This window comes from Haloferax sp. AS1 (genome assembly GCF_014530665.1).
Lineage (GTDB): Archaea > Halobacteriota > Halobacteria > Halobacteriales > Haloferacaceae > Haloferax > Haloferax volcanii.
Genome location: NZ_SPSA01000001.1, coordinates 1,206,950 through 1,224,619, shown reverse-complemented (window position 1 = coordinate 1,224,619; position 17,670 = coordinate 1,206,950). Strand labels below are relative to the sequence as shown.

22 protein-coding genes are annotated in these 17,670 nt (G+C 69.7%); 14 read left to right on the top strand and 8 right to left on the bottom strand.

Annotated elements, in window-relative coordinates:
- Positions 1 to 67 precede the first annotated feature (67 nt).
- On the top strand, positions 68 to 1,306 hold the full coding sequence (locus tag E4P24_RS06585; RefSeq protein ID WP_188148264.1) for an MFS transporter: 1,239 nt from the start codon (positions 68 to 70) through the stop codon (positions 1,304 to 1,306).
- Between the two features lie 41 nt (positions 1,307 to 1,347).
- Here E4P24_RS06585 and E4P24_RS06580 read toward each other — a convergent pair whose 3' ends face one another.
- Positions 1,348 to 1,500, bottom strand: a complete 153-nt coding sequence (locus E4P24_RS06580; RefSeq protein ID WP_188148263.1) for a hypothetical protein — start codon at positions 1,498 to 1,500, stop codon at positions 1,348 to 1,350.
- Positions 1,501 to 1,650: 150 nt separating this feature from the next.
- Here E4P24_RS06580 and E4P24_RS06575 point away from each other — a divergent pair, with 150 nt between their 5' ends.
- Positions 1,651 to 2,097 carry an ester cyclase gene (locus E4P24_RS06575; RefSeq protein ID WP_188148262.1) on the top strand — a complete coding sequence of 149 codons (447 nt, stop codon included), beginning with the start codon at positions 1,651 to 1,653 and terminating at the stop codon, positions 2,095 to 2,097.
- A 36-nt stretch (positions 2,098 to 2,133) separates the two neighbouring features.
- Here E4P24_RS06575 and E4P24_RS06570 read toward each other — a convergent pair whose 3' ends face one another.
- Positions 2,134 to 2,331: a hypothetical protein gene (locus tag E4P24_RS06570; RefSeq protein ID WP_004063678.1), complete on the bottom strand. Its 198-nt coding sequence runs from the start codon at positions 2,329 to 2,331 to the stop codon at positions 2,134 to 2,136.
- Positions 2,332 to 2,528: 197 nt separating this feature from the next.
- Here E4P24_RS06570 and E4P24_RS06565 point away from each other — a divergent pair, with 197 nt between their 5' ends.
- Both E4P24_RS06565 and E4P24_RS06560 read left to right on the top strand, forming a co-directional pair.
- Positions 2,529 to 2,954: an EamA family transporter gene (locus E4P24_RS06565; protein ID WP_115802477.1), complete on the top strand. Its 426-nt coding sequence runs from the start codon at positions 2,529 to 2,531 to the stop codon at positions 2,952 to 2,954.
- An 81-nt stretch (positions 2,955 to 3,035) separates the two neighbouring features.
- Complete coding sequence (locus E4P24_RS06560) at positions 3,036 to 3,599, top strand: thioredoxin family protein (protein ID WP_115802476.1); 564 nt, start codon at positions 3,036 to 3,038, stop codon at positions 3,597 to 3,599.
- Between the two features lie 42 nt (positions 3,600 to 3,641).
- Here E4P24_RS06560 and E4P24_RS06555 read toward each other — a convergent pair whose 3' ends face one another.
- Entirely contained in the window at positions 3,642 to 4,070 is a 429-nt protein-coding gene (locus E4P24_RS06555) for an RNA-binding protein (RefSeq protein ID WP_004063682.1), read from the bottom strand.
- A 36-nt stretch (positions 4,071 to 4,106) separates the two neighbouring features.
- The gene (locus E4P24_RS06550; RefSeq protein WP_004043693.1) at positions 4,107 to 4,316 is read right to left on the bottom strand and encodes a hypothetical protein; all 210 of its coding nucleotides are present in this window, start codon (positions 4,314 to 4,316) and stop codon (positions 4,107 to 4,109) included.
- Between the two features lie 163 nt (positions 4,317 to 4,479).
- Here E4P24_RS06550 and E4P24_RS06545 point away from each other — a divergent pair, with 163 nt between their 5' ends.
- Complete coding sequence (locus E4P24_RS06545) at positions 4,480 to 5,058, top strand: NUDIX hydrolase (RefSeq protein ID WP_004063685.1); 579 nt, start codon at positions 4,480 to 4,482, stop codon at positions 5,056 to 5,058.
- 13 nt (positions 5,059 to 5,071) lie between these two features.
- Here E4P24_RS06545 and E4P24_RS06540 read toward each other — a convergent pair whose 3' ends face one another.
- A complete protein-coding gene (locus E4P24_RS06540; protein ID WP_163488992.1) occupies positions 5,072 to 5,494 on the bottom strand; it encodes a 2Fe-2S iron-sulfur cluster-binding protein in 423 nt (140 codons plus the stop codon).
- Positions 5,495 to 5,677: 183 nt separating this feature from the next.
- On the opposite strand from E4P24_RS06540, the gene E4P24_RS06535 reads away from it, so the two are divergent.
- From E4P24_RS06535 to E4P24_RS06525, 3 genes are all read left to right on the top strand, one after another.
- Positions 5,678 to 6,361, top strand: a complete 684-nt coding sequence (locus E4P24_RS06535) for a DsbA family protein (protein ID WP_115802474.1) — start codon at positions 5,678 to 5,680, stop codon at positions 6,359 to 6,361.
- Between the two features lie 147 nt (positions 6,362 to 6,508).
- A complete protein-coding gene (locus E4P24_RS06530) occupies positions 6,509 to 7,099 on the top strand; it encodes a TlpA disulfide reductase family protein (RefSeq protein WP_115802473.1) in 591 nt (196 codons plus the stop codon).
- A complete protein-coding gene (locus E4P24_RS06525; protein WP_004063692.1) occupies positions 7,099 to 7,791 on the top strand; it encodes a cytochrome c biogenesis CcdA family protein in 693 nt (230 codons plus the stop codon). The genes E4P24_RS06530 and E4P24_RS06525 overlap by 1 nt, the downstream gene beginning before the upstream one ends.
- A gap of 39 nt (positions 7,792 to 7,830) precedes the next feature.
- On the opposite strand, the gene E4P24_RS06520 is transcribed toward E4P24_RS06525, so the two are convergent.
- On the bottom strand, positions 7,831 to 9,129 hold the full coding sequence (locus E4P24_RS06520) for a twin-arginine translocation signal domain-containing protein (RefSeq protein WP_188148261.1): 1,299 nt from the start codon (positions 9,127 to 9,129) through the stop codon (positions 7,831 to 7,833).
- A gap of 145 nt (positions 9,130 to 9,274) precedes the next feature.
- Between E4P24_RS06520 and E4P24_RS06515 the strand changes: the two genes are divergently transcribed.
- From E4P24_RS06515 to E4P24_RS06505, 3 genes are read left to right on the top strand one after another with little or no spacing between them, the layout of a single operon-like run.
- A complete protein-coding gene (locus E4P24_RS06515) occupies positions 9,275 to 9,946 on the top strand; it encodes an SCO family protein (RefSeq protein WP_004063694.1) in 672 nt (223 codons plus the stop codon).
- A complete protein-coding gene (locus tag E4P24_RS06510) occupies positions 9,943 to 11,004 on the top strand; it encodes an iron transporter (protein WP_188148260.1) in 1,062 nt (353 codons plus the stop codon). The genes E4P24_RS06515 and E4P24_RS06510 overlap by 4 nt, the downstream gene beginning before the upstream one ends.
- Positions 11,005 to 11,060: 56 nt before the next feature.
- On the top strand, positions 11,061 to 12,278 hold the full coding sequence (locus tag E4P24_RS06505) for an MFS transporter (protein WP_004063698.1): 1,218 nt from the start codon (positions 11,061 to 11,063) through the stop codon (positions 12,276 to 12,278).
- Here the strand turns inward: E4P24_RS06505 and E4P24_RS06500 are convergent.
- Both E4P24_RS06500 and E4P24_RS06495 read right to left on the bottom strand, forming a co-directional pair.
- Positions 12,254 to 12,748 carry a hypothetical protein gene (locus E4P24_RS06500; protein WP_004063699.1) on the bottom strand — a complete coding sequence of 165 codons (495 nt, stop codon included), beginning with the start codon at positions 12,746 to 12,748 and terminating at the stop codon, positions 12,254 to 12,256. The genes E4P24_RS06505 and E4P24_RS06500 overlap by 25 nt on opposite strands.
- 43 nt (positions 12,749 to 12,791) lie before the next feature.
- Positions 12,792 to 13,766 carry an aldo/keto reductase gene (locus E4P24_RS06495; protein ID WP_008610958.1) on the bottom strand — a complete coding sequence of 325 codons (975 nt, stop codon included), beginning with the start codon at positions 13,764 to 13,766 and terminating at the stop codon, positions 12,792 to 12,794.
- A 219-nt stretch (positions 13,767 to 13,985) separates the two neighbouring features.
- Here E4P24_RS06495 and E4P24_RS06490 point away from each other — a divergent pair, with 219 nt between their 5' ends.
- The 3 genes from E4P24_RS06490 to E4P24_RS06480 all read left to right on the top strand — a co-directional run bounded on the left by E4P24_RS06490 (position 13,986) and on the right by E4P24_RS06480 (position 17,642).
- Entirely contained in the window at positions 13,986 to 15,107 is a 1,122-nt protein-coding gene (locus E4P24_RS06490; RefSeq protein WP_188148259.1) for a polymer-forming cytoskeletal protein, read from the top strand.
- A gap of 63 nt (positions 15,108 to 15,170) precedes the next feature.
- Positions 15,171 to 16,778: an acyl-CoA synthetase gene (locus E4P24_RS06485; RefSeq protein ID WP_188148258.1), complete on the top strand. Its 1,608-nt coding sequence runs from the start codon at positions 15,171 to 15,173 to the stop codon at positions 16,776 to 16,778.
- A 69-nt stretch (positions 16,779 to 16,847) separates the two neighbouring features.
- On the top strand, positions 16,848 to 17,642 hold the full coding sequence (locus tag E4P24_RS06480; RefSeq protein WP_115860046.1) for a creatininase family protein: 795 nt from the start codon (positions 16,848 to 16,850) through the stop codon (positions 17,640 to 17,642).
- The last annotated feature ends 28 nt before the right edge of the window (positions 17,643 to 17,670 follow it).

Below are 17,670 nucleotides of genomic sequence, written 5' to 3'. Positions count from 1 at the left end.
ACCCACGCGCCGGACCACCGTCGCCGCGGACCGCGGGCTTTTCACGAATCACCCCCCATTGACCGGTGTGACGGAGACACAGGAGCGCCGCGTGGTCGGTCTCGTCGCCGGCTCGCACGTCGTCAACCACGCCTATCTGGTCGCGCTCGCGCCCGTCATCGGCCTCGTCGCCGACGACTTCGGCGTGAGTATCGCCGCCGTCGGCCTCGCCATCGGCGTCCAAGGCGGCGTCGTGACGCTCCTGCAACTCCCCTTCGGCTACCTCTCCGACGCGCGAAGCCGGACGCTCGTCCTCGCCATCTCGCTCGGGTTCGGCGCGGCTGGCATCGTCGCCACCGCGCTCGCGCCCTCGTACCCGTGGCTCCTGGCCTCGCAGGCGCTCCTCGGCGTCGGCATCGCGGGCCACCACCCCGCGCACTACCCGCTGTTAGCGACCGCCTCCTCGGAGACGAACCGCGGGCGGGCGTACTCGCTGCACGCCCTCGGCGGGTCGCTCGGCTTCGCCGTCTCGTACGCCATCGCCGCCGGCGTCGGCGCGCTCGGGTTCGGCTGGCGCTGGACCGTCGCGGGCATCGCCGTCTTCGGCGCGGCGTTCGCGCTCGTCGCGCTCCCGGTCGCCCGCGGCTTCCCCGAGCGAATCCGGAAACCGGCGGCGGAAGACCGCCCGTCGTCGCGCCCCACGCTCGCGGGGATTCGGCGGGGCGCGTCGGAACTCCTCTCGTCGTCGGGGCTGATGGGGCTCGCGCTCCTCTCGTTTCTCACTTCGGCGGCCGCGTGGTGCATCCGGACGTACTCGCCGCAGTTGCTCACCGCCGGCTACGGCCTCGCGCCGGGGACGGCGAACCTCCTCGTCTCGGCGATGCTCGTCGTCGGCGCGGGGACGATTCTCGTCGGCGGCGCGCTCACCGACCGGGTCGGCCCCGGCACCGTCGCCCTCGGCGGGTACGCCGCGCTCGCCGGGCTGGCGGCGCTCCTTGCGACCGGGTCGCTCCCGCTCGCGCTCGTCGCGTCGATTCTCCCCTTCAGCGGGACCATCAGCGTCTCCCGGCCCGCGCGCTCGACGCTCGCGGACCGCCTCTCGGAGCGCGCCGACCTCGGGAAGAACTTCGCCGTCGTCACCGTCGGCATCTCGCTCGGCGGGGCCGTCGCGCCCCCGGCGTTCGGGGCGCTCATCGACCTCGCCGGCGTGCGCGTCACCTTCGGCGTCGTCGCCGTCCTCGGCCTGCTGTCGTTCGGGCTGACCCGGTGGCTCCTCGGCCGGGTCGACGGGTCGGCGCGACGGCCGCAGGCGACCCCGAGCGACTGAGAGCGGCGCGTTCGTGCGCGGCGGTCCCCCGGGCGTCGCGCTCAGTACTCCTCTCCTCGTCCCACGAGCACCCCGAGCGCGATGCCGACGACCGCGCCGAAGCCGGCACCGAACGGCCCCAGAAACGCGAACCCCGCGCCGCCGAAGACGAGTCCCGGAACGAACACCGCAATCGGGGAGACGCGAGTCGTCATACGACGGGGGTTCTGACGCCGAGCCCATAATCTCATTGACGCTTCGAACTCGTCGGTGGTCGGGTCGTCATTCCCTTCCCCGGCGACGTTCGTGAGAGCAAGAATCCATAACTAAGCCGCTGTCGGCCGTCTCTCCGGACGGTGGTGGAAATGGCAGCAACATCCGAGCGAGAACAACAGCACCGAGACTCGTTCATGCGCGTGGCGGACGAACTGTGGAACAAACGCGACTACGAGGTCATCAGAGAGGAGTACGACCCGCTGGTCGAGGTACACGCCTTTTCGGACCCCGAGGGCATCATCGGGACCGACGCGGTCGAAGAGTGGGCGCGGCGGTACCACGACGCCTTCTCCGACTTCCACGTGGAACTGTTCGACGTGACGGCGCGGGACGACCGCGTCTACGGTCGGTATCGGCTGACCGGCACCCACGACGGGACGCTCCGGAGCGCCCGCGGCGACATCCCGGCGACCCACCGCACGATGGACACGTGGGGCATCGTGGAAGCGCGCTACGAGGGCGGACTGTGCGTCGAGGAGTGGAACAGCACCGACAGCATGTCCATGCTGTCACAGCTCGGCGTCGCGCCCGAGTGAACCGACTGCACCGCGAAAAACAACCGTTTTTGGTCGCTATCCGGACCACTCGCCGCGGACGTCGTCGGCGACCGCATCGCGCCACATGCCGAACCCCTGTTGACAGATGGGGCTCTCTTCGAGGTGGTCCATGAACCCCTCTCCTTCGCTCTCCAGTTCGTCGAGGCAGAACGGACACCGAGTCGGGTCGTCCCACGTGTGCGCGATGACCGAGGGTTGTACTTCCTGAGACATACGCACCAATACGCGATAATAATTGATAAAAATTTGGTCGATGGCGCTATCTAGTCTCATTTGTCTATCTCTGGGGAGAATACATACTCGATTCTAAATCGAGTGATATCGGGCCGTCACCGTGTTATCGCGGTTCACTCCCGTCGGCTTGCGGTCGAATCGTAACCCTATACACGACTCGGGGCGGCGTTCTACCCGTGAACTATCTCTCGTGGGCGGTCGTCGCGCTCGGGGCCTACTCGCTCGTCGCGCCGCTGATGAAAGTGGCGACGACCGGCCAGGCCAAAATCCCGAGCGACGTGGCCGCACTGGTCGCTAACGGCGTGCTCGTCGTGGGAACCGTCGGGGTCATCGTCGTCTCCGGGCAGAGCGTCACGGACTCGGTCATCAGCCCGAAACTTCCCTACGTTCTCGCCGCCGGTGCCTGCCTCGCGGTCGGCATCCTCTCGTACTACCGGGCGCTGGCGCTCGGCCCCGTCTCTATCGTCGCTCCCATCTTCGGGATGTTCCTCGCGATTTCGTCGGTCGTCGGCATCGTCGCGCTCGGCGAACCGCTGACGGTTCGCAAGGTGGCCGGCATCGGCTTCGCGGTCCTCGCAATCGCCCTCGTCTCCATCGACTGAGGGGCGTCTCGGAGCCGCCGAAGGCGACGCGGAACTGCCGCGGGCCAACCGCTTTTCATGTTCGCGGGCCAACGTGGCGACATGGTACTGCTCGAATCCGACTCCGAACTCGAACGCGGCGACGCCGCCCCCGACTTCGAACTCCCCGGCACCGACGGCGAGACGTACTCCCTCTCGTCGTTCGCTGACTACGACGCGCTCCTCGTCGTCTTCACCTGCAACCACTGTCCGTACGCGAAGGCGAAGTTCGAGGAGCTGAACCACCTCGCCAGCGCCTACGACGACCTCGCGGTCGTCGGCATCAACCCCAACGACGCCGAGGACCGCCCCGAGGACTCCTTCGAACGAATGCAGGAACTCGTCGCGGACGGCACGATTGGGTACACCGCCTACCTCCGCGACGAGTCGCAGACGGTCGCCGCGGAGTACGGCGCGGTCTGCACGCCCGACCCGTTCCTCTTCGAGAACACCGGCGACGGCTTCGAACTCGCGTTCCACTCCCGCATCGACGACGCGATGAGCCCCGACGACGAGGTGTCCGACTACGAGATGCGGACGGCCGTCGAGGCGCTGCTCGCCGGCGACGACATCCCCGTCGAGGAGTACCCCTCGCAGGGCTGTTCCATCAAGTGGAAAGACGAGTAACACAGCGAAATCGGAAGCGATTCGACCGGCTCGCGGACGACCCTACTCGTCGCCGAGGAGGGCGTCGCGGGCGTTCTCCACCGCGGCTTCCTTCTTCGCCGGGTAGGCCTCGACTTTCGCGCGAAGGGTGAGCCCCCCGCCGCGGCGGGCCTCGCCCTTGAACGCGGCCTGTTTGTCCAGCCGCAGGAAGAACTCCGTGTTGTCCGTGACGCGCTGGTCGAGTTCGTCGAGGAGCGTCTCGAAGTCGGGGAGGTCGCGTATCTTGTCGAGGACGTGCCGCACGTCGTTGGCGCGCTCGACGCGCGCGGAGAAGACGATGATGCGGTCGCCGTGGTGGCCGGTGCTCTCGACGCGGTCGACGTCGAACTCGTCGGGGAGGAACGTCCGAAGCGCCTCCTCGACCCGTTTTTCGTCTTCCGTCTCGTAGCAGAACGTTCGGAGGTCGATGTAGTGGAACGGAACGCGTGGCATGGTGGGTCTGAGAGGCGTCGGTCGGTCGTCGGTCGCTTACTCTTCGTCGGCTTCGTCCGCGTCGTCGCCGTCGGCGGCTTCGAGCTGGTCCTGCGCGATGCCGACCTCCTGGCCCTCGTCGAAGCTGATGGTGTAGGTCGGCTCGCCGAACATGCTCTCGATGACCTGCGTGACCGTGCCGGTCTCGCCGTCGAACTCGCTGTGCTTGTCGTTCAGGACGACCTTGTCGTCTTTCTCGAAGCTCATACCCACAGGTTCCGCGTCACCGGATAAAAGGGCGATGATTGGACGCGAAGTCGCCGGCTCCGCCGCTCGCGACGACGCGTGTCGAAGCCGATTTGTGGAGCCGCGCCGAACCGTGCGGTATGCCGAGTCGCCCGCTCGCACATCGACCGCCGGCCGCGCGCCGATGACGGTCGACGACCTGTGGTTCCTCGCGGACGAGGCGCGACAGCGCGCCGAGCAGGCGTACCACCGCCTGCGCCGGAACCACGCCGACGCCGACTACCTCGAACCGGTTCACACCCGCCGCGTCTCCCGCCCGCGGTTCCGCACGCTCGCCTCCCGCGTGAAGTCCACGGGGACGCCCTACGGCGTCCACACCGTCGTCCGCCGCCGCGACGACGAGATACTGCTCGTCCGCCACGAGGGCGTCGACCTCTGGGTCCTCCCCGGCGGCGGCGTCGACAGCGACGACGAGGGCTTCACCGAGGCCGCCCGGCGCGAACTCGCTGAAGAGGCCGGTATCACCGCCGACTACGGCGGCCTCGCGATGGCCACCCGAATCGACATCCGCTGCGACGGCCACCAGACGTGGGGGGTGATGCCCGTCTACCGCGCCCGCGTCGACGGGGCCGCGGAACTCAGCGTGAACGACCCCGACGAAGAAATCTCGGCCGCGCGGTGGTTCCGCGTCTCGGAGCTCCCGGCGGACACCCGCGACCGCGACGACCTGCTGTCGTGGTACGACCACGTCGCCGGCGACTGACCGACCCGCCGGCTCAGTCGGTCGCTTCGCGCCGTTCTCGGGTGTCCGGTGTGTCCCCCGTGTCCTGCGCGCCCTCCGCGTCGCCGGCGTCGCCGGCTTCGTCCGCGTCGCTCTCCGCGTCGTCGACGTGTTGGCCCCAGAATCCGGGGTACTTCTCCACCCGGAGGTCGCCGAGGACGACCGTCTGGCACGCGAGTCGGAGCCCCGAGTCGGGGTCGTGCGGGGGGAATCGGAGCCGGCGGCGCTCCTTTTTCGTCCGGTAGGTCACGGGACCGCGAACCCGGACGGCGCAGGTGCCGCAGGAGCCGCCGCCGCGGCAGTTGAACCACGACGAGTGGCCGTTGTGCGGCGATTCGCCGGCCGCTCGGAGCACGTCGCGGAGGACGTCCCCGCGGTCGCACTCGATTTCCCGGCCGCGGAAGTGGACGGTTGGCACGTGTTGGGTGACGCCACAGGAGGCTTAATCAGTGTCGTTTGTGAGACGACTGAAATCGCGGTCGTCGGCCGTGAGTCGCCGGAGTTCCGCGTTCCCGAATCGAACCACGAAAAGCGGCAACGCCCTCCGAAACCCCGCGATTCGCCTCGGAGAATCTAAGTTCGTCCGTCCCCGACCCCGACCATGCGCAACACACGACGCGCGTACCTCGCCGCCACGGCGGGTGCGTTGACGCTGGGCACCGCCGGGTGCCTCGGCGGCGGAAGCGGCGGGTCCGGAAACGACGCCGTCGCCGCCATCGGTTGTGAGGTCCCCGAACGCGACACGGTCAGTTCGCTCCCCACGCCCGTCATCGGGTCCGAGGACGCGAGCGTCGTCGTCGACGTCTGGGAGGACTTCGCCTGCCCTCACTGCGCGACGTTCGCGGTCGACGTCGCCCCGCAGCTCCGGTCCGAGTACGTCTCGGAGGGAATCGTCCGCTACCGCCACCACGACTTCCCGATTCCGGTGGACGAATGGTGGTCGTGGAAGGGGGCCTCGGCGGCCCGCGCCGTCCAGGACGAGGCCGACGACGAGACCTTCTTCGACTTCGCCCACACGCTCTACGAGAACCAATCGGAGTTCGGCGGCGGCGACGCCGAGGGGTCGCTGTCGACGCTCCAGTCGCTCGCCGACGACGCCGACCTCGACGGCTGTTCGGTCGCCGCGGCGGCCTCGCGCGAACGCTACCGCCCGCTCGTCGACGCCGAGCGGACCGAGGCCGTCGACGAGCGCGGCTTCCAGGGGACGCCGACGGTTCTCGTCGACGGCGAGCAGGTCGCGCCGCGATGGTCCGACCTCCAGCGCGCCGTCGAGAACGCCCGGTAATCGGACGCGAGTCGCGTGGTTCGACGTCCACACCACCTCTCGCGCGGGATTCGCGCACGACACCAGCGACGCTTTACGACGGGATTCACTAGCCACGAGTATGCACACGACGCGACCGCGCTCCCGACCCCGACGAGGTGACGCCCGGTGAGACGACGCGCCCTCCTCTCGCTGCTCGCGGGCGCGGGCGTCGCCAGCCTCGCGGGCTGTCTCGGCGACGGGTCCGCACCCGCCGAAGCGGGCGACGCCGCCGAGACGACGAGCGACGCCGCCGACCCCGCCTCCGCCACCGCGTCGTCGGGGTCCGGTTCCGGCGACCTCCCGCTCGTCGTCGACACCGTCGACGCGCAGGGGTCGTCGGCCGGCGGGGTTCGAATCCCCGCCGAGGGCGCGCCGACCGTCCTCGACCTCTTCGCGACGTGGTGTGCGCCCTGCGTCGCCCAGATGGAGTCGCTGCGGACGCTCCACGAGGAGTTCGGTGACGACGTGGCGTTCGTCTCGGTGACGAACGAGCGCCTCGGCGGCGGCCTCACGATGGACGACATCCGCGACTGGTGGGCCGAACACGACGGGAACTGGACGGTCGGCCACGACCCCGACAGTAGCCTGATGCGCGCGGTCCGCGCGAACGGCCTCCCGTATCTCGTCGTCTTCGACGCCGACGGCGAGGCGACGTGGACCCACCGCGGACTCGCCAGCGAGGAGAATCTCCGCGCGGCCGTCGAGGACGTCGCCTGATGCCCGGGTTCGGTCTCGGCCCCGCGCTGGGGTTCGATTCCGCCTTCGCCGGCACGCTCGCGTTCGCCGTCAGCGCCGGCGTCGCCACCTTCTTCGCGCCCTGCGCCTACCCGCTTCTCCCGGGCTACGTCGGCTACTACCTCTCCAGCGAGGAGGCCGACCTCGGCGGCGCGGTCGTCCGCGGGGCGGTCGCGTCGCTCGCCGCGCTGGTCGTCCTCGGCGCTATCGGGAGCGCGCTCGCGGTCGTCGGCGGCCGCATCGCCTCGCACCTCGCGCTCCTCGAACCGCTCGTCGGCGCGGCGCTCGTCGGCTTCGGCGTCCTCATGTTCACCGGGCGCGCGCCGAGCCTCCACGTCGTCCTCCCGGAGTACCGGTCGTCCGTGACCGGTTTCGCCGTCTTCGGCGGGGTGTACGGCCTCGCGGCGGCCGGCTGCGTCGTCCCGATTTTCCTCGGCGTCGTCACGCAATCGCTCGCGCTCCCGACCGCGCAGGCGGTCGTCTCGCTGGGGGCTTACGCCGCCGCCGCGGCGCTCCCGCTTTCGGTCGTCACCGTCGCGGCCGCGCTCGGCGGCGACCGAATCCGGTCGCTGTCTGGCTACGTTGGCTCGGTCCAGAAAGCCGCCGCGGTCGTGATGGTGCTGGCCGGCCTCTGGCAGATTTGGCTGGCGCTGTCGTTCTTGGGACACGTCTGAGGGCGCGGCCGACCGGACACGTAAGCGGAAGCGCTCGATTCAGTCGGCTAGTCCCGGCACCTCGCCGGTCGGCGTCGGCAACGCGCGGATCTCCCGCGGCGGCACGAGGAAGTTGCCGCGGCGCTTGACGAAGATGTACTCTAAAATCCCGTTGTTGACGCGCTGGCGGACGGTCGGCACGTCGGTCAGGTCGGTGCCGTTCATCGCCTCGCGGACCTCCTCGAACGCCGAGATACCGCGCTGGAGCGACGGGAAGTGCAGGCTCGCCACGCCGTCGTCGGCCGACTCGAAGTGTCTGCGGAGGAGTCTGACGTTGCCCTCCTCGTCGCGGTTGGCGCGGGCGGCCTTCTGGGCGTGGCCGACGTGGCCGAACTCGAAGGCGTCGTCGCGGAGGCGGTCGAGCATCGCGTCGATACCGCTGTCGTCGCCGAGGTTGTCGCCGACGCCGTCGACGAGATTCTGTTCGGCGTGCGCGGGCGAAAACAGCTTCATGACCCGGTGGTAGCGGTCTTCCTCGTCGTACCAGTCCGAGAGGCGCTGGCGGATGTTCGCCACGTGCTTCGTGGTCGCGCCCGCGAACGGCCCCTCGTCGATGGTGACGTACTCTTCTGTGGCCTGATTCCCTGCGAATCCCGCTTTGAACCCCATGAACAGCGGCGACGCCTCGGGGACGGGGTTCCCGTCGGGGATGCCGTTCAGGTCGGACTGGTGCTCGGCGGGGAGTCCGGCCCCGACGAAGCCCGTCCGCCGGGACGCGACCGAAAAGACGCCCGAGAGGTCGGCGTCGACGGCGACGCCGTTGGCCTCGTCCGCCTCGCCGAGGAGGGCTTGTTCGGCTTCGAGAACCGCGTCGGCGCGGTCGGACGCGAGGTGGACGAGCGCGTCCTGCCGGTCGAAGTCGGGCGTCTCGAACGGCGACAGCGCCCGCGGTTCGGGCAGGTCCACGCTGTCGGGAAGCGGGTCGTCGAAGCGGTCGAAGTACCGCGGCGAGTAGGCGACCGACCAGATGACGCCCTCGTGGCTCCGCTCGTAGGCGCGGTCGAGGGCGCGGAAGGCGTTCTCGACGGTCGCGCGGGCGGCCTCGTCGGGCGGTCCCTCGCCGTCGAGGTCGAGATAGAGGAGCACCTGATGGCGGGGCATCTCGACGTTGCCGTGGTCGTCTCCCCGACAGAACTCGTTCCACGCGTGCTGCCGGCTCGGGAGCGCCTCGAACGCGTCGGTCCCCGCCGGAACGGGGTCGTCCGGTGCCCTGTCGAGGCAGGCGGAGAGCGCCGCCGCGCCGCCGGCGGCGACCGCGGCCTTCAGGAACTCCCGGCGGGACGGAGACCCGTCGAACATACGCCCGGCTAGGGACCTCGCGGGGAAGTCCGTTCTGGTGTGTGCGTCGAAGATTTCGCCTCCGGCGTGCGGGACGAGAACACGCGCGCTACCGTTCGAAACGCACACCAAACGGCATTTGAGTGCCGGGGCGCTAGCGAGGGTAATGAAACGACGAACGTATCTCCGCGCCGCCGGGGCGGGCGCGGCCGTCGGGCTTGCGGGCTGTCTCGGCGGGGGCGACGCCAACCCGAACGTGTCGCTGTCGAAGCCGGACCGCGAGAACGACGTGTCTAGCGAGGACCTCCCGTATCCGGCGTGGGGCCAGCAGGTCCCCGACGTGACGCTCACCGACCCCATCGCGGGGAGCGAGGTGTCGGTGCGCGACATCGACGTGCCGCACTTCCACACGTACTTTTTCACCAACTGCATGACCGTCTGTCCGGTGCTCATCAGCGCGCTCCGCGAGGTCCAGATTCACTCGGTCAGCGAGGGCTACGCCGACGAGGTGTCGTTCTACCCCATCACGTTCGACCCCGCCCGCGACGACGCCGACGCCTTCCGCGCGGAGGCCGACCAGATGAACGTCGACATGGACGCGGGCAACTGGCAGTTCCTCCGGCCCGCCGACGAGGCCGAGGCGAAGTCGGTCGTCGAAGACCAGTTCGGCGTCTTCTTCGAGAAAAACGAGCCGGACGACGAGGGCAACTACATGTTCACCCACCTCGGGCTCATCTCGCTGGTCAACGGCGACGGCTACGTCGAGCGGACCTACCGCGGTAACCAGCCGGACGAACAGTCGCTCATCGACGACCTCACCGCGCTCCGGGAGGCATGACGAGTCGGCGTCGGTTCCTCGCGGCGAGCGGAGCCGTCGCGGCCACGGGTCTCTCCGGCTGTCTCGCCGAACTCGGTCGGCTCTACACGTCGAACGAGCCGCCGGTCGTCTCGAACCGCCCGGACGAGGTGTACGTCCCGACCCACACCGAGGGGATGCGCATGGTCGGGAGCGCGGACGCCGGCGACCTCCGCGTGGGCGTCTTTTACAGCTACCCCCACCGCTTTTGGGTGATGGCCGACGAGGGCGACGGCTTCGGCACGTCGAAGATGTCGGTCGAGGCCGGCGACGACGTGCATCTCATGGCGACCGTCTGGGACCCCGAGACGGGCGTCGTCGTCCCCGACACGGGCCTCTCTCTCGAAATCGCCCGCGACGGCGACCTCGTGAGCGAGGAGGTCGTCTACGCGATGCTCTCCCAGCGGATGGGCTTTCACTACGGCTCGAACTTCGGTCTCGACGGCGACGGCACCTACGAGGTGACGGTGGACGTGGGCGCGCCCTCGCTGCGCCTCTTCGGTGACCTCGTCGGCCGGTTCGACTCCCCCGCGAGCGCGACGCTCGACTTCGAGTACAGCGCCGGCGACCGCGACGACATCCCGTACACGATGCTCGACGACCAGCAGGGCGACCCCGGCGCGGTCAGGCCGATGGAGATGGACGGGCTTCCGCTCGGCCGCGGCCCCGAGACGCTTCCGGGGACGGCGCTGGGGGGCGCGACGACTGGGAGCCTCCGACTCGTCGGTACCGCCCTCGACGCCGACCGCTTCGGCGACGACCCGTACCTCGCCGTCTTCCCGCTGACGCCCTACAACCGCCTTCTCGTCCCGCGGCTGGGCCTCACCGCGACCGTCGAATCCGGCGGGTCGACCCGCTTCGACGGCCGCCTCGAACCCGGCCTCGACGCCGACCTCGGCTTCCACTACGGCGCGTCGGTTCCGGGGCTCGCCGGCGACGACGCGACCGCGGACCTCGCGGTGGACGTGCCGCCGCAGGTCGCCCGCCACGAGGGGTACGAGACGGCCTTCCTCGAATTCGACCCCGTCCGCCTCGGGTAACGGCAATCGAATCGAACAAGGACAGGGCTATTTCCGTCCGGGCCGACCGACCCCGTATGGACTCGACGCGCCGCGAACGCGCGACACTCGCGCTCGCCGTCTGGGGCGTCCTCGTCTCGCAGGTGCTCCTCTATCCCGGCGTCTCCGACCTCGTGACCGCCCTCGGCGGCGGGCAAGGGGAGTACGACCTCTCGGCCGGGATGCTGTTTCTCGTCGCCGAGTTCGCCTCGTTCGTCGCCTTCTCGAGCGTCTGGGGCGCGCTCTCGGACGCGCTCGGCCGGCGGACGTGGCTCATCGTCGCGGGCGCGCTCGGCGGCGCGGCCAGCTACGTCGCGCTCCTCGCGCTCGCCACGCTCCCGTGGCTCGACGCCACGTTCGGCGCGGTCCTCATCGTCCGCCTCCTCGGCGGCGCGATGACCATCGGCGCGTTCTCGCTGTCGATTACGATGCTCGCGGACCTCTCGGGGGGCAACGGCCGGAACATGGGCGCGGCGGGCATCGCCATCGGCCTCGGCGCGGCGCTCGGCTCGGTCGTCGGCGGCCAACTCACGACCATCGACCCCCTCGCGCCGCTGTACGCGTCGGCCGCGTCGCTCACCGCCGTCGCGCTGCTCGTCACGACCGTCACCGACAGGACGCCCGATTCGACCCGCGTCGGCGTCGGCGTCGTCCTCAAGAAACTGGCCGCGCGCCCGGCGTTCGCGGTCCCGTACGCCTTCGGCTTCATCGACCGCATGACCGCCGGCTTCTTCGCCCTCGTCGGGGTGTACTACTTCCGCGAGGCGTTCGGCGTGAACGCCGCCGTCGCCGGCGGGGTGCTCGCGCTCTTTTTCGTCCCCTTCGCGCTCTTGCAGTACCCCCTCGGCTCGCTGTCCGACCGCGTCGGTCGGTTCGTCCCCGTCGTCGCGGGGTCGATGCTCTACGGCGTGTCAATCGTCGCCGTCGGCGTCGCCCCGGTCTTCGAACTCGCGGCCGCTCTCATGGTCGTCGTCGGCGTCTTCGGCGCGCTCGTCGCGCCCGCGACGATGGCGCTCGTGACCGACCTCGCCGAGTCGGGCGAGCGCGGGGCGGCCCTCGGCGGCTTCAACGTCTTCGGCAGCCTCGGCTTCCTCGCCGGCTTCCTCATCGGGGGCGTCGTCGCCGACGTGGTCGGCTACCTCCCGTCGTTTCTCGTCGTCGGCTTCGCAGAGGTCGCTATCGCCGTCGTCGCGCTCCGGGCGGTGAAGCGACTCGACGGCATCGGCGCGGCTCAGACGCCGTCGAGCGCCGACTGAAGTTCGGCGTTCACGACGAGCCACATTCCGCGGAGACAGACGACGACGGCGAGGCCGACGCCCGCGAGGACGAACGCCAGGAACAGCCCGACGAAGACGCCGCCGCCCCGCGGGTCGGGGACGGTCGGCGCGAACTCACCGAGTTGGACCGCGAAGGCGACGATACCGGCGACGAGGAACGCGAGCATCAGTTCGAGCAGCCGCCAGAACGTCTCGATTCGCAGGCCGCCGCGGCCGGTGAGCAGGAGGGCGATTCGCCGCGACGCGGCCACAAGCGAGACGGCCGTGAGAAGGAGCGTGGCGGCCGCCGCGAGCGTGAACCCGACGTGGGCGAGCGGGAGCGTCGGCGCGAGCGACGAGACGAGCGTCAGCGCGACGCCGAGGAGGACGCCGGCCGCGAGCAGCGACTCGACGCCGAGAATCGCCGTCTCCGGCTCGTCGCGGGCGAGTCGTGCGAGGGTCCCGTACACGGTCGTCCCTCACTGCGGGCGCTGAAGGCTGTTTCCCTTGGGCTTAGTCGTGGCCGGAGACGCGGACCGGCTGGTAGGGCTCTTCGAGGTAGTCGATGTCGGAGTCCGAGAGCGTGATGTCGAGGGCCTCCACCGCGTCTTCGAGATGTTCGATACTGCTCGTGCCGACGATGGGCGCGTCAACCCAGTCCTTGTGGAGCACCCACGAGAGGGCCAGTTGCGCCATCTTGACGCCCTTCTCGTCGGCGAGTTCCTCGACGCGCTCGTTCACCTCGCGGCCGCCGCCCTCGAAGTACGGGTGGCCCTTGGCGTGTTCGTCGGTCCGGCCGCGGGTCGTCGCCTCGAACTCCTCGTGGGGGCGGGTGAGGTAGCCGCGGGCGAGCGGCGACCACGGCATGACGCCGACGCCCTGCTTCTCGCAGAGGGGGAGCATCTCGCGTTCCTCCTCGCGGTACAGCAGGTTGTAGTGATTCTGCATCGTGGCGAAGCGGTCCAGTCCGAGCGAGTCGGCGGTGTACTGCGCCTCCGCGAACTGGTGGGCCCACATCGACGACGCGCCGACGTAGCGCGTCTTGCCGCGCCGAACCGCGTCGTCGAGCGCGCGCATCGTCGTCTCGATGGGGGTGTCGTAATCGTAGCGGTGAATCTGGAGCAGGTCGAGCGCGTCCATCCCGAGGCGGTCGAGCGAGTTGTCGAGCTCCTGTTCGATGGCCTTCCGCGAGAGACCGCCGGAGTTCGGGTCGTCGTCGTCCATCTGGAAGTACACCTTCGAGGCGACGACCGCCTCGTCGCGGCGGCCCTCCAGCGCCTTCCCGAGGACGCGCTCGGACTCGCCGTTCGAGTACATGTTGGCGGTGTCGAAGAAGTTGATACCGAGTTCGATGGCGCGGTCGACCAGTTCGAGCCCCGCCTCCTCGTCTAACACCCACTCGCGCCACTCCGGCGTGCCGAAGCTCATACAGCCGAGACAGATGCGGGAGACCTCCATGCCGGTGTCTCCGAGCGTCGTGTACTCCATGTGCGGACATCCCCGCGAGTCGGCAAAAAGATGGACCAAGCGGTAGCCGTGGCGGGGGACCGGCCGACCGTCCGGGCAGGGCCCGCGCAACTACCCGGCCGGTCCTCGGGCCGAGACAGTCATCAGAAAACGGCGTTTCCCGGGGTTTGAAACCGTCTCTCTCGGTTTATGCTCTCCGGAGTCGTATCAGTAACCCGAGGCGTAGCCTCGGTGATTCCGATGTTCACAACGAAACAACTGGTCGCGCTCCTCGTGAGCCTCCTCGTGGTGGGGTCGCTCGCGGGCGTCGCGGCCGCACAACAGGGACCGTCCGCCGGCGGGGCCGTCGTCGTCGACGAGGGCGAGACCGTCGACGGCGACCTCGACGCGGTCGGCGGCACGGTCGTCGTCGCCGGGACGGTAACCGGCGACGTGTCCGCGACGGCAGGGACCGTCCTCCTGACTGAGACCGGAACCGTCGACGGGAACCTCGACGCGGTCGCGGGCTCCGCGACCCTCGAAGGCACCGTCGGCGGCGACGTGAGCCTCGCGGGCGGCGCGGTGTTCGTCCGCGACACCGCCGACATCGGCGGGTCGGTAGACGCCGCCGGCGGCACCGTCCGACTCGACGGCGCGGTCGACGGGAACGTCCGCGTCGGTGCGGAAGAACTCACTGTCGGCCCGACCGCTCGGGTCGGCGGCTCGCTCGAATACGACGCGGCGACCGCGACCGTCGACGCCGCGGCCGTCGTCGACGGCGGCGTGCGGCAGGTGGACGACCTCGCGGTCGCCGCGCCCGTCGTCGCCGGGACGCCGTTCCAGTTCGGCCAGTTCGAAGGCCCGGTCATCCCCGGCTGGGTGGTCTCGGGCTACTGGCTCCTCGCCAACTTCGTCGTCGGCGCGATTATCGTCCTCGTCGCCCCCGGCTTCGCCCGCCGCGTGACGGGCCTCGGGACCAAGAAGGCCGTGCGGAGCGGCGGCGTCGGCCTGCTCGCCATCGTGGCGGTGCCCATCGTCCTGCTGCTCCTGCTCCTGACCATCGTGGGCATCCCGCTCTCGCTGGCCGGCGGGGTCGGCTTCCTGCTCGTCCTCTGGGTCGCGGGCGTCTACGGCGCGCTCGTCCTCGGGACGTGGCTCCTGTCGCTCGCGGACTACGACAACCGCTGGGTCGCGCTGTTCGCCGGCCTGTTCGTGCTGGCCGTCCTCGACTTCGTCCCGCTCGGGGGCGTTCTCGAATTCGTCGTCCTGCTCGTCGGGCTCGGCGCGTTCGCGCTGGCGCTCCGCGGGGAGTCCGCCGACGACGGCGACGAGAGCGTGAGCGCGCCCGACGAAGGCCCGCGAGAGGGCTCGCCGATGGCCTGACTGCGCGCCTCTCACGCGGGAACCGGACGAACAATTATTATGGTCTGTTCTGTCTGTCGAGCCATGGCAGTCGACTACGCGGCCGAGTCGGAATCGTTCGAGTGGGACATCCCCGAGCACTACAACATCCCCGCAGTCATCGAGTCGCACGCCGACGCCTTCGGCGACCGCGTCGCCCTCCGGTTCCGCGACGCCGACGGCGGCCGCGAGGAGCGGACTTACGGCGACCTCCGCGACGACATGAACCGCTTCGCCAACGCGCTCGAATCCATGGGCGTCGGGAAGGGCGACCGGCTCATCCACCTCCTCCCCCGCGACCCCGACGTGTTCGCCGTCCAACTCGGCGCGCTCAAACGCGGCGCGCTGCTCGTCCCGAGTTCGTCGATGCTCAAGCCCAAGGACATCGCGTTCCGCGCGAACGACTGTAAGGCGACGACGGCCGTCGTCCACGAGTCGCTCGTCGGCATGGTCGACGAGGTGCGCGACGAGACGCCGCTTTCGAACTTCGTCGTCCTCGGCGGCGACGCCGACGGCTGGACCTCGTTTTCGGACCTCGTCGCCGACGCATCCACCGAACACGACGGCCCCGCCCTCCGGGCCGAAGACCCGATGTCCATCAACTACACGTCGGGGACGACCGGCCAGCCCAAGCCGGTCCGCCACCGCCACCGCTGGATGCGGTGTTTCGAACTCGTCAACGCCCCCTACTGGTGGGGCGTCACGGCCGACGACGACCTCTCCGACGAACTGCTCTGGGCGACGACCGGCACCGGCTGGGCCAAGTGGTTCTGGAGCCCCGTCGGCGTCGGTCTGACGACCGGCGCGACCCAGTTCGTCTACCGCGGCGACTTCGAACCGGACGCGTTCCTCGACATCATGGAAGAGGAGGGCGTCACCCGCCTCTGCGCCGTCCCGACCCAGTACCGGATGTTCGCCCAGCGCGACCTCGGCTCGTACGACCTGCGGCTGAAAGAGGCGCTGTCGGCGGGCGAACCGCTCAACCGCGAACCCATCGAGGCGTTCCGCGAGGCGTTCGGCGTCACCCCGCGGGACGGCTACGGCCAGACCGAGACGGTCGCGCTCCTGACGAACTACCCCGGCATCGACGTGAAACCCGGCAGCATGGGCAAGCCGACGCCCGGCCTCGGCACGACCATCATCGACGAAAACGAGGAGGAAGTCGGCGTCGACGAAATCGGTGAAATCGCCGTCCCGGTCGGCTGCCCCGGCATCTTCGACGGCTACTACGAGAAGCCGAACCTCGACGAGAAGACGTTCTCCGGCGACTACTACCGCACCGGCGACCTCGCCTCCCGCGACGAGGACGGCTACTTCTTCTTCGAGGGCCGCGCCGACGACATCATCATCTCGGCGGGCTACCGCATCGGCCCCTTCGAGGTCGAAGACGCGCTCGTCTCCCACGAGGCGGTCGCGGAGGCCGCCGCGGTCGCCAGCCCCCACGAGGAACGCGGCAGCATCGTCAAGGCGTTCGTCGTCCTCACCGACGGCTACGAGGGCTCCGACGACCTCGTGGACGAACTCCAGTCATTCATGAAAGCGCAGACGGCCCCGTACAAGTACCCGCGCGAAATCGAGTTCGTCGCGGAGCTACCGAAGACCTCCTCGGGGAAGATTCGCCGCATCGAACTGCGGTCCCGAGAGCAGGACTGAGTCGGCGCGCTCCGGGAGTCCATTTCCCCTTTGGCACCTTTCTTTAGGCGTCGTCGCTTGGTGACGCCCATGTACATCGCGGACCAGACGTGGCCCGAACTCGGAGACTACGTGGCCGAATCGTCGCTCGCGGTCGTCCCCCTCGGCTCGACGGAACAGCACGGCCCGCACCTCCCGCTCGCCACCGACCACCTCATCGCGGAGGCGTTGGCCCGCGAGGCGGCCGACCGGACCGGCTACCTCTGTACCCCGACCGTCAACGTCGGCGTCAGTCCCCACCACCGCCAGTTCCACGGGACGATGTGGGTCGACCCGCCGCAGTTCCGCGACTACGTGGAGTCGCTGACGCGCAACCTCGCGTACCACGGCATCGACCGGGTCGTGTTCGTCAACGCCCACGGCGGCAACGTCCAGCACCTCCGGGAGGTCGGTCGCCGCCTCCGCGACGACGGCACCATGTACGCCATCGAGTGGATGTGGGACGAGTCGATTCCGGACCTCGTCACCGACCTGTTCGACCACCCCGGTCCCCACGGCGGGCCGAAGGAGACCTCGATGATTATGCACATCGCCCGCGACCTCGTCCGCGAGGGCGAACTCGACTCGGCCCGCGACGGCGGCGTCGTCGACCTGGGCGACGACCACCTCCGAGAACACGGCGCGCGGACGTTCTACGACGCCATCGAGAACTCCGGAAACGGCGTCTTCGGTGACCAGACCGACGCGTCGCCCGAGGCCGGCGAAGAGCTGTTCGAGGCCGCGACCGACCAGCTCGTTCGCCTGCTGTCGTGGCTCGACGGCCAGCCGATAGACGACCTGCTCGCACCCGCGCACGTCGACCCCCAGCCGGGGTCGCGTCGCTGACCCCTCGGCTGGCCGACACGCTCTTTTC

Excerpts from the sequence above, each read along its gene's own strand:
- E4P24_RS06580 (WP_188148263.1), bottom strand. The coding sequence starts at position 1,500 with ATGACGACTCGCGTCTCCCCGATTGCGGTGTTCGTTCCGGGACTCGTC.
- E4P24_RS06575 (WP_188148262.1), top strand. The coding sequence starts at position 1,651 with ATGGCAGCAACATCCGAGCGAGAACAACAGCACCGAGACTCGTTCATG.
- E4P24_RS06570 (WP_004063678.1), bottom strand. The coding sequence starts at position 2,331 with ATGTCTCAGGAAGTACAACCCTCGGTCATCGCGCACACGTGGGACGAC.
- E4P24_RS06560 (WP_115802476.1), top strand. The coding sequence starts at position 3,036 with ATGGTACTGCTCGAATCCGACTCCGAACTCGAACGCGGCGACGCCGCC.
- E4P24_RS06555 (WP_004063682.1), bottom strand. The coding sequence starts at position 4,070 with ATGCCACGCGTTCCGTTCCACTACATCGACCTCCGAACGTTCTGCTAC.
- E4P24_RS06550 (WP_004043693.1), bottom strand. The coding sequence starts at position 4,316 with ATGAGCTTCGAGAAAGACGACAAGGTCGTCCTGAACGACAAGCACAGC.
- E4P24_RS06545 (WP_004063685.1), top strand. The coding sequence starts at position 4,480 with ATGACGGTCGACGACCTGTGGTTCCTCGCGGACGAGGCGCGACAGCGC.
- E4P24_RS06535 (WP_115802474.1), top strand. The coding sequence starts at position 5,678 with ATGCGCAACACACGACGCGCGTACCTCGCCGCCACGGCGGGTGCGTTG.
- E4P24_RS06525 (WP_004063692.1), top strand. The coding sequence starts at position 7,099 with ATGCCCGGGTTCGGTCTCGGCCCCGCGCTGGGGTTCGATTCCGCCTTC.
- E4P24_RS06520 (WP_188148261.1), bottom strand. The coding sequence starts at position 9,129 with ATGTTCGACGGGTCTCCGTCCCGCCGGGAGTTCCTGAAGGCCGCGGTC.
- E4P24_RS06515 (WP_004063694.1), top strand. The coding sequence starts at position 9,275 with ATGAAACGACGAACGTATCTCCGCGCCGCCGGGGCGGGCGCGGCCGTC.
- E4P24_RS06510 (WP_188148260.1), top strand. The coding sequence starts at position 9,943 with ATGACGAGTCGGCGTCGGTTCCTCGCGGCGAGCGGAGCCGTCGCGGCC.
- E4P24_RS06505 (WP_004063698.1), top strand. The coding sequence starts at position 11,061 with ATGGACTCGACGCGCCGCGAACGCGCGACACTCGCGCTCGCCGTCTGG.
- E4P24_RS06495 (WP_008610958.1), bottom strand. The coding sequence starts at position 13,766 with ATGGAGTACACGACGCTCGGAGACACCGGCATGGAGGTCTCCCGCATC.
- E4P24_RS06490 (WP_188148259.1), top strand. The coding sequence starts at position 13,986 with ATGTTCACAACGAAACAACTGGTCGCGCTCCTCGTGAGCCTCCTCGTG.
- E4P24_RS06485 (WP_188148258.1), top strand. The coding sequence starts at position 15,171 with ATGGCAGTCGACTACGCGGCCGAGTCGGAATCGTTCGAGTGGGACATC.
- E4P24_RS06480 (WP_115860046.1), top strand. The coding sequence starts at position 16,848 with ATGTACATCGCGGACCAGACGTGGCCCGAACTCGGAGACTACGTGGCC.